General features: G+C 59.1%; 11 protein-coding genes and 2 pseudogenes. 7 read left to right on the top strand and 6 right to left on the bottom strand.

Features of this window, described 5'->3' with window-relative positions; genetic code table 11:
• Positions 1-20: 20 nt before the first annotated feature.
• The 3 genes and pseudogenes from RHM58_RS12360 to RHM58_RS12370 form a co-directional block, all read left to right on the top strand.
• Entirely contained in the window at positions 21-596 is a 576-nt protein-coding gene (locus tag RHM58_RS12360) for a YfiR family protein (protein WP_201200356.1), read from the top strand.
• Positions 593-1,862: pseudogene (locus RHM58_RS12365) on the top strand (diguanylate cyclase domain-containing protein). The gene RHM58_RS12360 and the pseudogene RHM58_RS12365 overlap by 4 nt, the downstream one beginning before the upstream one ends.
• A 206-nt stretch (positions 1,863-2,068) precedes the next feature.
• Positions 2,069-2,371, top strand: a pseudogene (locus tag RHM58_RS12370) (OmpA family protein); the annotation flags it as partial.
• Here the strand turns inward: RHM58_RS12370 and RHM58_RS12375 are convergent.
• Positions 2,368-3,315: a LysR family transcriptional regulator gene (locus tag RHM58_RS12375; protein ID WP_322270486.1), complete on the bottom strand. Its 948-nt coding sequence runs from the start codon at positions 3,313-3,315 to the stop codon at positions 2,368-2,370. The pseudogene RHM58_RS12370 and the gene RHM58_RS12375 sit on opposite strands and share 4 nt — an antisense overlap.
• Positions 3,316-3,464: 149 nt before the next feature.
• Between RHM58_RS12375 and RHM58_RS12380 the strand changes: the two genes are divergently transcribed.
• Complete coding sequence (locus tag RHM58_RS12380) at positions 3,465-4,991, top strand: CoA-acylating methylmalonate-semialdehyde dehydrogenase (RefSeq protein WP_201255806.1); 1,527 nt, start codon at positions 3,465-3,467, stop codon at positions 4,989-4,991.
• 10 nt (positions 4,992-5,001) lie between these two features.
• A complete protein-coding gene (mmsB, locus tag RHM58_RS12385; RefSeq protein WP_322270487.1) occupies positions 5,002-5,889 on the top strand; it encodes a 3-hydroxyisobutyrate dehydrogenase in 888 nt (295 codons plus the stop codon).
• 267 nt (positions 5,890-6,156) lie between these two features.
• Here mmsB and RHM58_RS12390 read toward each other — a convergent pair whose 3' ends face one another.
• Positions 6,157-6,501 (bottom strand): cupin domain-containing protein, encoded by a 345-nt coding sequence (locus RHM58_RS12390; protein WP_008024653.1) that lies wholly within the window; start codon positions 6,499-6,501, stop codon positions 6,157-6,159.
• Between the two features lie 301 nt (positions 6,502-6,802).
• On the opposite strand from RHM58_RS12390, the gene kynB reads away from it, so the two are divergent.
• Positions 6,803-7,468 carry an arylformamidase gene (gene kynB, locus RHM58_RS12395; protein ID WP_322270488.1) on the top strand — a complete coding sequence of 222 codons (666 nt, stop codon included), beginning with the start codon at positions 6,803-6,805 and terminating at the stop codon, positions 7,466-7,468.
• On the top strand, positions 7,465-8,319 hold the full coding sequence (gene kynA / locus RHM58_RS12400) for a tryptophan 2,3-dioxygenase (protein WP_322270489.1): 855 nt from the start codon (positions 7,465-7,467) through the stop codon (positions 8,317-8,319). Before kynB ends, kynA begins: the two co-directional genes overlap by 4 nt.
• Before the next feature lie 62 nt (positions 8,320-8,381).
• On the opposite strand, the gene RHM58_RS12405 is transcribed toward kynA, so the two are convergent.
• The 4 genes from RHM58_RS12405 to antA are packed head-to-tail and all read right to left on the bottom strand — an operon-like array spanning position 8,382 to position 12,749.
• Entirely contained in the window at positions 8,382-9,785 is a 1,404-nt protein-coding gene (locus tag RHM58_RS12405) for an amino acid permease (protein WP_322270490.1), read from the bottom strand.
• A gap of 43 nt (positions 9,786-9,828) precedes the next feature.
• Positions 9,829-10,848, bottom strand: a complete 1,020-nt coding sequence (gene antC / locus RHM58_RS12410) for an anthranilate 1,2-dioxygenase electron transfer component AntC (RefSeq protein ID WP_201255810.1) — start codon at positions 10,846-10,848, stop codon at positions 9,829-9,831.
• A gap of 18 nt (positions 10,849-10,866) precedes the next feature.
• Positions 10,867-11,358, bottom strand: a complete 492-nt coding sequence (gene antB / locus RHM58_RS12415; RefSeq protein ID WP_201255811.1) for an anthranilate 1,2-dioxygenase small subunit — start codon at positions 11,356-11,358, stop codon at positions 10,867-10,869.
• 2 nt (positions 11,359-11,360) lie between these two features.
• The gene (gene antA / locus RHM58_RS12420) at positions 11,361-12,749 is read right to left on the bottom strand and encodes an anthranilate 1,2-dioxygenase large subunit (RefSeq protein ID WP_322270491.1); all 1,389 of its coding nucleotides are present in this window, start codon (positions 12,747-12,749) and stop codon (positions 11,361-11,363) included.
• Positions 12,750-13,069: the final 320 nt, after the last annotated feature.

Here is a 13,069-nt window from a genome sequence, read left to right on the forward strand (position 1 = left end):
AAGATCGAAGAGAATCCTGCATGAAGGTGGCTGTCCGAGCGACAGAGTGCGTTATTGGCTGCAAGCGCGTATTGCTTGTCGGCCTACTCTGTTTGCTAACTGGCGTCGCGTCCGCTCAGCCTGAAACGGCCGTCAGCATGGCCGATCAACGTGCCAAAGCGGTCACCCAAGTGGTGCTCGGGATTCTCAGTTATGCCCGCTGGCCCGTGGAGCCTGCGCAGTTGCGGCTGTGTGTGGTCGGTCCGACCGAATACACCGACGATCTGGTCAAGGGCTCGACCCAGGCCACCGGTCGACCTGTCACCGTAACCAGACTACTGGCCGACAATCCGGCAATTGCCAGTGAGTGCGATGCCGTCTATATCGGCAAGTTGACCGCCGATGAGCGCAGTCGCTTGTTCACCTCGTTGAACGGTCGCCCGGTGCTGAGCATCAGCGAAGGCAGCGATCAATGCACCGTTGGCAGCCTTTTCTGTCTGCGGGTCAGCGACGATCAGGTGTCCTTCGAGGTCAACCTCGACTCCGTCGCCCGCAGTGGTGTGCGGATTCACCCCAGCGTGCTGCAACTGTCGCGCCGCAAGCCGGCTGCACCATGAGTCTATTCAAATCGGGTAAGCGCCCAACCTTGCGTTCGGTCATCGGTCGCGGTCATTTGATCGTCGCGCTGGTCGGCGTGGCCATGGCCAGCGTCTCGCTGACGTTGCTCGGGGTTCTGGCGTTGCGGGTCTATGCCGACCACAACCTGCACCTGATTGCTCGCTCGATCAACTACACCGTCGAAGCCGCAGTGGTGTTCAACGACAAGGTCGCCGCCACCGAAGCGTTGGCTTTGATCGCGTCCACCGAAGAAGTCGCCGATGCCCAAGTGCTCGACGAGCAGGGTGTGCTGCTGGCCCGTTGGCAGCGACCGGAAACCGGGTTGTTCTCCGATCTCGAAATGCAGATCGCCAAGGCCTTTCTGGAAAAACCCATCAGCATGCCCATTCTTCATCAGGGCCAGGAGATCGGCAGCATTCAGCTCACCGGCCACGGTGGCAGCCTGATGCGCTTCTTGCTCAGCGGGCTGATGGGGATCGTCGTGTGTACGGCGGTCAGTGCCTGGGTCGCGCTTTATCTGGCGCGCCGACAGCTTCGCGGAATCACCGGCCCGCTGCGCAGCCTGGCGTCCGTGGCTCACGCGGCCCGCAGCGAACGTGCCTTCGACCAACGCGTGCCGCCGGCCGACATCGCCGAGCTGGATAACCTGGGCAACGACTTCAATGCATTGCTCGATGAGCTCGAAGCCTGGCAAACCCACCTGCAAAGCGAAAACGAAACCCTGGCTCACCAAGCCAGCCATGACAGCCTTACCGGATTGCCGAACCGGGCGTTTTTCGAAGGTCGGCTGATTCGCGCGTTGCGCAATGCCAACAAGCTCAATGAGCGCATGGCGGTGCTGTTTCTCGACAGCGACCGGTTTAAAGAGATCAACGACAACTTCGGTCATGCCGCTGGCGATGCCGTGCTGGTGGCGGTGGCCACGCGGGTGCGTGCGCAGTTGCGCGAAGAGGACCTGCTGGCGCGTCTGGGCGGCGACGAGTTCGCGATCCTGCTCGACGACGTTGCACAAGACCGAAGACGCCGAGCGCATTGCCGACAAGATCATTGCCAGCATGGCGGCGCCCATTTCGTTGCCAGGCAACACCTCGGTGTTGACCTCACTCAGTATCGGCATTGCCGTCTATCCCGATCATGGTGCCACACCGGGTGCCCTGCTCAACGCCGCCGATGCGGCGATGTACCAAGCCAAGCGCCTGTCCCGAGGCGCACAGCACACGGCCGGGTCGGAGCACCCTGTCGTCCATATTCAAACCAGGAGCTAATTTCTGTGTTCTCAATCCCTCAACGTTCCCTGCGATTTTTCACTCTCATTCTGTTCATGGGCTTATTGGCGTTGACCGGTTGCCAGACCGCGCCACAAAAAGGTCTGACCCCGGCGCAGATCGCCGTACTCAAGCAACAAGGTTTCGAGTTGACCGACGAAGGCTGGGCGTTTGGCCTGTCCGGCAAAGTGCTGTTCGGCAGCGACGTTGAAAGCCTGAATTCCCAGAGCACCGAGATCGTCCAACGGATCGGCAAGGCGCTGCTGGGTGTCGGCATTGAGCGGGTGCGGGTCGACGGCCACACCGATGCATCGGGCAAAGAGACTTACAACCAGCAGTTGTCCCTGCGCCGGGCGAAAAGCGTTCGCAACGTGCTGATGGCGGTCGGGATGAAGGAAGAGAACATCAAGCTTCAAGGACTTGGCAGCACTGAGCCGGTTGCTTCCAATGACACGACCGCTGGCCGCACCGAGAATCGCCGGGTGTCGATCGTGGTGATCGCCGATTAATCGGCGAACAACATCTCCCGAGTTTCCCCCATCAACAGGTCCTGATTTTGCTCTGTAACTTGGCGGATGTAATCCCACAAAAGGGTGATCCGCTTGAGCTTGCGCAGGTCCTCCCGACAGTACATCCAGAACTGTCGGGTGATGTTGATCTCTTCCGGCAACACCGGCAGCAGTCGTGGGTCCTGCGCCGCCAGGAAGCACGGCAGGATCGCCAGTGATCGCCCTTGCTGCGCCGCCACGAACTGCGCGATCACGCTGGTGCTGCGCAGGTTGGCGCTGGCGCCGGGCAGCACGTTCGCCAGGTACAGCAGCTCTGAGCTGAAGGCCAGGTCATCGACATAACTTATGAATGAATGCTTACCCAAGTCCGCCGGGCGGCGGATCGGTGGGTGTTTGTCGAGGTAATCCTGGGTCGCGTACAGCTGCAATTTGTAGTCGCAGAGTTTGCAGCAGACGTACGGGCCATGCTCCGGGCGTTCCAGGGCGATGACGATGTCGGCCTCGCGCTTGGACAGGCTGATGAAGTGCGGCAGCGGCAGGATGTCCACCGAGATCGCCGGGTAGGCGTCGACGAAATGGCTCAGCTGCGGGGTGATGAAAAAACTGCCGAAACCCTCGGTGCAACCCATGCGCACATGCCCGGACAACGCCACTCCGGAGCCGGAAACCTGTTCACAGGCCATGTGCAACGTGCTTTCAATCGACTCGGCGTAACCCAGCAAACGCTGGCCTTCGGCGGTCAGGACGAAGCCGCTGGTCCGGGACTTCTCGAACAGCAATGTGCCCAACGCCGCTTCCAGCGAACTGATGCGTCGGGACACGGTGGTGTAGTCCACCGCCAGGCGCTTGGCCGCGGTGCTGGCCTTGCGGGTGCGGGCGACTTCGAGGAAAAACTTGAGGTCATCCCAGTTCAGCGAACCTAAAGACGTGATGTTTTTTTGCATGTTGGACCGGCTTTTATGTGCGTTCTTATTAGAAGTTTGCACATCTATACTCCAAAAACAGTCCGACAACCAATTCGCGACACACGCCTCATCTCAAGGCGACTTACCCGCCTTGGCTCCCTGCATAACAATAAGTATTGGAGACCAGCATGAACGCATCGCTCACGCCAAACGAAACCACCGTCCAAACCGTAAAGCTGTTGATCAACGGCGAGTGGGTCGAGTCCCAGACCACCGAATGGCACGACATCGTCAACCCGGCGACCCAGCAAGTGCTGGCCAAGGTTCCGTTTGCTACCGCGCAAGAAGTCGACGCCGCCATCAGTGCCGCTCACCGCGCCTTCCAGACCTGGAAGCTGACGCCAATCGGCGCGCGGATGCGCATCATGCTCAAGCTCCAGGCGTTGATTCGCGAACACTCCAAACGCATCGCCGTGGTGTTGAGTGCCGAGCAAGGCAAAACCATTGCTGACGCTGAAGGCGACATTTTCCGTGGCCTGGAAGTGGTTGAGCATGCTTGCTCCATCGGCACCCTGCAAATGGGCGAGTTCGCCGAAAACGTTGCAGGCGGCGTTGATACTTACACCCTGCGTCAGCCGATCGGCGTTTGCGCCGGCATCACGCCATTCAACTTCCCGGCGATGATTCCGCTGTGGATGTTCCCGATGGCCATCGCCTGCGGCAACACCTTTGTGCTCAAACCGTCCGAACAGGATCCGCTGTCGACCGTTCTGCTGGTGGAACTGGCGATTGAGGCTGGTGTTCCGGCGGGCGTGCTCAACGTGGTTCACGGTGGCAAGGATGTGGTGGACGCGCTCTGCACCCATAAAGACATCAAGGCGGTTTCCTTCGTCGGTTCGACCGCCGTCGGCACTCACGTCTACGACCTGGCCGGCAAACACGGCAAACGCGTGCAATCGATGATGGGCGCCAAGAACCACGCCGTGGTGCTGCCGGATGCCAATCGCGAACAAACTCTCAATGCGTTGGTCGGCGCCGGTTTCGGTGCGGCCGGTCAGCGTTGCATGGCCACGTCGGTGGTGGTGCTGGTGGGCGCGGCCAAGCAATGGCTGCCGGACCTGAAGGCACTGGCGCAGAAACTCAAGGTTAATGCCGGTAGCGAAGCAGGCACTGACGTCGGCCCAGTGATTTCCAAAAAGGCCAAGGCGCGGATTCTGGATCTGATTGAAAGCGGCATCAAGGAAGGCGCGAAGCTGGAGCTCGATGGTCGCGAAATCAGCGTTCCTGGCTTCGAGAAAGGTAACTTTGTTGGTCCAACGCTGTTCTCCGGCGTGACCACCGAAATGCAGATCTACACCCAGGAAATCTTCGGCCCGGTGCTGGTGGTGCTGGAAGTCGACACCCTCGATCAGGCGATTGCACTGGTCAACGCCAACCCGTTCGGCAACGGCACGGGCCTGTTCACCCAGAGCGGTGCAGCGGCGCGTAAATTCCAGAGCGAAATCGACGTCGGCCAGGTCGGGATCAATATCCCGATTCCGGTGCCGGTCCCGTTCTTCAGCTTCACCGGTTCCCGCGGTTCGAAACTCGGCGACCTCGGCCCGTATGGCAAGCAAGTGGTGCAGTTCTACACTCAGACCAAGACTGTCACCAGTCGCTGGTTCGATGACGACAGCGTCAACGACGGTGTGAACACCACCATCAACTTGCGTTAAGGAGCCGGACATGAAAATCGCTTTTATCGGTCTCGGCAACATGGGCGCGCCGATGGCGCGCAACCTGATCAAGGCTGGCCACTCGCTGAACCTGGTCGATCTGAACAAAACCGTTCTGGCCGAGCTGGAGCAACTGGGCGGCAGCATCAGCGCTTCGGCCCGCGAGGCCGCAGAAGGTGCAGAGCTGGTGATCACCATGTTGCCCGCCGCTGTGCATGTGCGCAGCGTCTGGCTCGGTGAGGACGGCGTACTCGCCGGTATCGGCAAAGGCGTGCCAGCGGTGGATTGCAGCACCATTGATCCGCAAACCGCGCGCGACGTGGCTGCCGCGGCTGCCAAGCAAGGCGTGGCCATGGCCGATGCACCGGTCTCCGGCGGCACCGGTGGTGCAACGGCCGGGACGCTGACCTTTATGGTCGGCGCCACCCCTGAACTGTTCGCCACTCTGCAACCGGTATTGGCGCAGATGGGCCGCAACATCGTCCATTGCGGCGAAGTCGGCACCGGGCAAATCGCCAAGATCTGCAACAACCTGTTGCTGGCGATCTCGATGGTCGGCGTCAGCGAAGCCATGGCCTTGGGCGATGCGCTGGGGATCGACACCGGCGTGTTGGCCGGGATCATCAACAGCTCGACCGGGCGTTGCTGGAGTTCGGAGATGTACAACCCGTGGCCGGGCATCGTCGAAACGGCACCGGCCTCGCGCGGTTATACCGGCGGTTTCGGTGCTGAACTGATGCTCAAGGATCTGGGGCTGGCGACGGAAGCGGCACGTCAGGCGCACCAACCGGTGGTGCTTGGCGCGGTGGCCCAGCAGTTGTATCAGGCGATGAGCCAGCGCGGGGAGGGAGGCAAGGACTTCTCGGCGATCATCAACAGCTATCGCAAACCTCAGTAAAGGTATCCGAGTCTGGTGGTGAGTGAATTTTTTGTGGGGTGGAGGCTTGCCTATGGCGAGGGGGTTTTGTGGCGAGGGGGCTTACCCCCGTTGGAGTGCGCAGCACTCCCCTGCATTTCTTCCGTCACGACCTAGTCGTCAGGTTTTACGACGGCTTCGCCGCCGAACGGGGGCGAGCCCCCTCACCACAACAGCACTCAGCCGCAGGTAACGCGTCATCAGTATTTTTCCGAGAGACCACGTCGGGTGGTCTCTCGGTTTTTTGCATCAGGCAAACACAAAATACTTACGCACGGTCTCAACCACTTCCCACGTGCCTTTCATCCCCGGTTCGATGACGAAGATATCCCCGGCGCGCAGATGGATCGGCTCTTTCCCTTCTGGGGTGATGATGCAGTAGCCCTCGCGGAAATCGCAGTATTCCCACTTCACATATTCCACGTACCACTTGCCCGGCGTGCAGATCCAGGTGCCCATGATCTTGCTGCCGTCTTCGCTGGTATAGGCGTTGAGGTTGACGGTGTGCGGGTCGCCTTCGAGTTTTTCCCATTTGCAGGCGTCGAGCACTGGCAGCGGGTGGGTATCGCGAAGAACGGTGATAGGTGCGGACATGTGAACTCCAGACATAAGCAGAAGAACGAAGTCGCCACCCTATAGGGCTTGGTCCGGGATCAGTTGTCTGTACTCGACACTGAGCTATCCAGAAACGCAGCTACCCTCATCAATCCAGGCAACGCTCGGCGGATGAGAGTGGCGTTTGAGCGATCTGCTTTTTCCCGTTGAAACTTCCTCTCAAAAAATCCCTGATTCCTGGCAGTTCCTGCGAAAGAACCAGGCGTTTTCGAAGGTTTTCGCAAGAATATTCACGGGTATCACTCGTATCATTCATTTCGGACCATGCCGAGAGTTTGCAATGAAAAAAATAAGATCGTGGTGGGATATCAGCCCGCCCTTGAGCGCGGCAACACCGACCTGGCCGGGTGATACGCCTTTTCAGGAAGAACGCGTCTGGACCTTCGGGCCTGAGTGTCCGGTGAATGTCGGGCGCATTACCCTGTCGCCTCACACGGGCGCCCATGTCGACGCGCCGCTGCATTACAGCGCTGATGGCGCGCCGATTGGGGAAGTGTCGCTGGACGTTTACATGGGGCCTTGTCGCGTAGTGCATTGCCTGGACAGCGGCCGACTGGTGCATCCTGAGCAACTGGCCGGTCGTTTGCTCGAGCTGCCCGAACGTGTCCTGTTGCGAACCTATCGACAGGCACCGCTGACGACCTGGGATGCGGACTTCACCGCGGTCGCCAAGGAAACCGTCGACTTGCTGGCCAGCCTCGGCGTGCGCTTGATCGGCATCGATACGCCTTCGCTGGACCCGCAGCAATCCAAGACCATGGATGCGCACAATGCCGTCGCTCTCCATGGCATGGCGATCCTGGAAGGCATCGTGCTCGACGAGGTCCCGGAAGGGGACTACGAACTGATTGCACTGCCGCTGCGCTTTGCCAATCTCGACGCCAGCCCGGTCAGGGCCATTTTGCGTCCACTCAATCCACCGCCACGTGAGGAGCCTGCGCAATGAGCCAATGTCCGTATTCATCGGGTCAGCCGCCAGAGGAATGGCATGACGCCGAGCTGAATTTTTCCGACTCCATGAGCTATGGCGACTACCTGGATCTTGGGCGCATTCTCAGTGCCCAGCACCCGTTGTCCCCGGACCATAACGAGATGCTGTTCATCATCCAGCACCAGACCTCCGAGCTGTGGATGAAGCTGATGTTGCACGAGCTCAAGGCTGCCCGCGAACACCTGCGCCTGGGAGAGTTGCCGCCGGCCTTCAAGATGCTGGCGCGGGTTTCGCGGATTTTTGATCAACTGGTGCATGCCTGGACGGTGCTGGCCACGATGACCCCGACCGAGTACCACTCGATTCGGCCATTTTTGGGGCAGTCATCGGGCTTTCAGTCGTTTCAATACCGAGAAATCGAGTTCATTCTGGGCAATAAAAGCGCGACTTTGTTGCGCCCCCATGCCCATCGTCCGGAGCTGTTACAGGAACTCGAAAAGGCGATCGCCACGCCGTCGCTGTATGACGAAGCGATTCGTTTGATGGCCAGCGCCGGCCTGCAGATTGACCCGCAGCGCTTCGAGCGTGACCCGACCAGCGCGACGCAGCATGACGCTTCGGTCGAAGCGGCGTGGCGTGTGGTGTACAAAGATCCGTCGCGTTATTGGGACCTTTATCAACTGGCCGAAAAACTCATCGACCTCGAAGATTCGTTTCGCCAGTGGCGCTTTCGGCATGTCACCACGGTTGAGCGGATCATCGGCTTTCAACCGGGTACCGGCGGCACTGAAGGTGTCGGTTATCTACGCAAGATGCTCGACACGGTGCTGTTCCCGGAGCTGTGGCGCGTACGCTCGACGCTCTGATCCGAACCGGATAAAAAAGCCCCGGCATTCATTGAATGCCGGGGCTTTTTGTTAAGCGGGGATTACTGAGCGACTGGCACAGCCCGATCCCGCGCCACACGCACCCGGTAGAACACGTAGATAATTAACACCCACACCGGTATCGCGATGACCGAGGCGCGTATACCCGGGATCATCCACATTACCCAGATGATCATGGCCATGAACGCCAGGCACAGGTAGTTGCTGAAGGGAAACCAGAACGACTTGAAGCCCGGCACGACGCCTTGCTGGCCCATGACTTTGCGAAACTTCAGGTGGGTCAGGCTGATCAGTGTCCAGTTGATCATCAGCGAGGCGACCACCAGGGCGAACAGCAGCTCCAACGCTTCATGCGGGGCGAGGTAGTTGACCAGCACCGACAACATCGTGATCAGCGCCGATATGCCCAACGCGCGCAACGGCACACCCTGTTTGTTCAGCTTCATCAGCGACTTCGGTGCATCGCCCTGTTCGGCCAGGCCGTAGAGCATGCGGCTGTTGCAGTAGACGCCGCTGTTGTAGACCGAAAGCGCCGCAGTGAGCACCACGAAGTTGAGGATTTGCGCCGCCGTATCGCTGCCGATCAGGGAGAAAATCTGCACGAATGGGCTGCCGCTGTAAGCATCGCCGGACGCACCCAGGGTTTGCAGCAGTTGATCCCATGGGTACAGCGAAAGCAGTACGGTGAGTGCGCCGACGTAGAAGATCAATACGCGATAAACCACTTGGTTGATCGCCTTGGGGATGACCTTCCTCGGTTCGCTGGCTTCAGCCGCGGTGATACCGACCAGTTCCAGGCCACCAAACGAGAACATGATGAACGCCATCGACATCAGCAAACCGGTGGTGCCATTGGGGAAGAAACCGCCGTGGCTCCATAGATTGCTGACTGAGGCTTGCGGGCCGCCTGAGCCGCTGAACAGCATGTAGCAACCCAAAACGATCATGCCGATGATTGCCACGACCTTGATGATCGCAAACCAGAATTCCATCTCGCCGAAGACTTTGACGTTCATCGTATTGATCAGGTTGACCAGCACGAAGAACACCGCCGCGCTGACCCAGGTGGGAATTTCCGGCCACCAGAACTGCACGTATTTGCCGACGGCCGTCAGCTCTGCCATGCCGACCAGCACATACAAAACCCAGTAGTTCCAGCCGGACAGAAACCCGGCATAGCCGCCCCAGTACTTGTGGGCGAAGTGACTGAAAGAACCGGCAACCGGCTCTTCGACAATCATCTCCCCCAGCTGGCGCATGATCAGGAACGCGATGAACCCGGCAATCGCGTAGCCGAGAATCATCGACGGCCCGGCCGACTTGAGTACACCAGCCGAACCGAGGAACAGCCCGGTACCAATCGCTCCGCCCAGAGCGATCAGTTGAATATGGCGATTTTTCAATCCTCGTTTGAGCTCGCCCTGTTGCAAGATTTCATCCGCCATCTCGTTCCCTTTTGATTATTGTTGTCAGGTCTGATGTGAAGCGTCAGATATTACTCTCGGTGAATTTTTCGTAATACAAATGAACGCTGTCGAGTGCCTGGGATTGCAACCAGCTCTTGATCGATTCGACCATCGGCGGTGGCCCACAGACATACATATCGGCAGGTGCGTCGTGGAGTTCACTGATATCGAAATGTTCGGCAATGTAGCCGCGTTTTCCTGTCCATTGCGGCGTCGGGTCACTCACCACTTCAGTGTAGCGAAACCCTGGAATGCGCTCGGCATAGGCCTCGATGCGTGCTCGTTCGCACAGGTCGGCGGCGTCCCGCACGCCGTAATACAAATGCACCGGTTGCGGGCATCCACGCTCGGCCAATTCGTCGAGCATGCCCAGTAGCGCGGAAAGCCCGGTACCACCCGCCACCAGGATCAGGGGCTTGGCAACGTGACGAAGATAGAAGGCGCCCAGTGGTGCCTCCAGCCCGATTTTGTCGCCCACCTGACAGCGTTCACGGATGTAGTTGCTCATCACGCCGTCGGGTAACAGTCGAATCAGGAATTGCAGGTGATTGCCGCTGCTCGGCCGATTGGCGAACGAATAGGAACGCTTGCTTTCAGTCCCCGGGATCAGCAATCGGGCGTATTGCCCCGGCAGAAAGTCCAGCGGGTTGGTTGGGCCAAGATCCAGATGCAGGATCGCTGTGCTGGCTGAGATCTGTCGGACTTCAGTGACCGTGCCACTGAGTTGCTCAGGCCCCGGTGCATTGCACAGGCTTGAAGCAAAGTCGAAATAGAACGCTGCGTCGGATTTGACCCGGGTCTGGCAGCTGAGCATTTTGCGTTGCTGCAGGTCTTGGGCGGAGAGGGCTTCCTCGTCGACGTAATCCTGGCTGTAGTCTCCCGAGTCGCATCGACCCTGGCAGGTTCCGCAGACGCCTTCGCGGCAATCCAGGGGAATGTTGATGCCGTTGCGCAGGGCGGCGTCGAGCAGTATTTCGTTGGGTTGTACGGGAAAGAACAGCGTTTTTCCGTCGGCAAAGCTGAACGCGACCTTGTGGTTCATGCCCCGGTCTCCATGGTTTCAGAGGTGGTAGAAATCGAGCACCGAGTTGATGGTGTCGTTGAGCAGCAGCACATGCTTGCGGGTGATCCGCCAGCTGTCTGCGTGGGGCTTGAGGTGATACGTCGCACGGCCGAAGAACTGCTCGGAAGTGGCCAGGCGATAGAACAAGGTGTGCCAGTTCAGGCGCACTTCCAGCTCACCGCCGTCGAGCTCGCTGATCCGCACGTTGTTGATCAGGTGCGAGGTGCGCGGCATCGGTGTCGATGAAGCGGATTTACCAGTACGCAAGCGGAAAACCCGGTCTTCCAGCCCCGAACGGTTGGGGTAGTAGATCAGCGACATTTCGCGTTTGGGGTCGCGGGTGTAGACGTGTTCCGAGTCCCATTGCGGCAGGTGAAACTCACTCTGCTCGTCGAACAGGTTGATGTAGGCGTCCCATTCCTGGGCATCGCACAGTTCGGATTTGCGGTAGAAAAACTGCTCGATCTGGTACTGCAATTGCGCATTCATGTTCACACCTCACGCAGTTTCAGGGATTTCGCTTCCAGGCCATCGAGCAGGAATTTCTGCCAGTTGCTGTGCTGGTTGACGTAAAGCCCTTCGTGGGTGAATTCGGTGCCGGTCATGGCCGGTGCGATGCCGATGGACTCGCTGTTGGGCGTAGCGCCGGTTTCCCAGCGGTGGCTGCCGCGGGAAATATCGCTCCAGCGTTCCAGGCGCGCCTGGAAACCACGCTGGGCTTCGCGAAATTCCACCAGGTCATCCGGTGTGCCAAGGCCCGACACGTTGAAGAAATCTTCGAACTGACGAATGCGGTTTTCCCGATCCGCGTCCGACTCGTTTTTAACCCCCAGGCACTGGCTGATGATCTCGGTTTTGTTCCAGGCCACTGGGCGGATGATGCGCAGTTGCGAGCTGATCTGATCGAGGAAAAACAGGCTTGGATAGATGTTCAGATTGCGCAGCCGATGCATCATCCATTCGGCTTTTTCCTGGCCGTGCTCTTCGATCAGACGCGGCATGATCGTGGCGTAGCCGGAGCGCACGGCGGGGTTCGGCATGTCACTGAACAACAGGCTATGGCCATTGTTGAACGCGAACCAGCCGTCATCGGTGTTGGCGTCGCCGGCGCCAAGTTTGCTGTAGTCCAGCGTGCCGCTGGAGCTGGTGCCATTCTCGGTGTTGACCTGCTGGCGGTGTTGCACGGTGGCCACGTAGTTATAGTGGACGGTGCTGACGTGATAGCCATCCAGGCCGTTTTCGTTCTGCAGCTTCCAGTTGCCGTCGTAGGTGTACGCCGACTTGCCGGGCAACACCTCCAGCTCTCCGGTCGGCGACTGGGCAACCATCATGTCGAAGAACACCTTGGCGTCGCCGAGGAAGTCTTCGAGGCTGTTATCGGCGTGTACATCCAGGCTGATAAACACAAACCCCTTGTAGCTCTGGATGCGCGCTTTTTTCAGGCCGCGTGTGGCCTTGTCGAAACCTTCGGGGTATTCGCCGGGCGCCTTGACCTTCACCAGGCGGCCGTCGCTTTTGTAGCACCACGCATGGAACGGGCAGGTGAAGGTCGACTGGTTGCCCTTGCCGACGCGGGTCAGCGTCGTGCCACGATGTTGGCAGGCGTTGATCAGTGCATTGAGCTGGCCGTCGCCGTCAGCGCGTATGATCATGGGCTGGCGGCCGGCGCGCATCGTCACGAAGTCGTGATTGTTGGCCAGCTCGCTTTCATGGCAGGCGTAAATCCAGTTCTTTTCGAAGATCAGTTCCATCTCCAGATCGAACAACTGCGGCTCGGTGAAAATATCCCGGGCGATCCGGAATACGCCGTCTGTCGGACGGAAGTCCAGGCAGCCTTCAATAAACGCTTTCCACTGCTCGACGTTCTTTTCGCCACTCATGGGTCTGTACCTTTTTTGTTCGGGCCAATCGGTTGTGCTCATTAGAGGGAGTGGGGCAGGTTGGGGTCTATCCGGTTTGTCGGCGAAGGCAGTCCATAAAATTGGCGGGCAGTGGCGGGCCTAAAAGATCGCAGCCTTCGGCAATCTCGTGCGCGTCGGGTAACAGGCCCGCGTATCAAACCGTGCAGCGCCTACCCAAATCCGGCACCAAGCGATAAACGGCCGCACCTGTTTGCAGCATTCAGGTACTGTTTTGTTGGGCGGGTGTACTGTTCGAGGACGCGCCCAAGGTTCAAAGCGACCGCTTTATCCACTTAGTC

It is taken from the genome of Pseudomonas sp. 10S4 (assembly GCF_034344865.1).
GTDB lineage: Bacteria > Pseudomonadota > Gammaproteobacteria > Pseudomonadales > Pseudomonadaceae > Aquipseudomonas.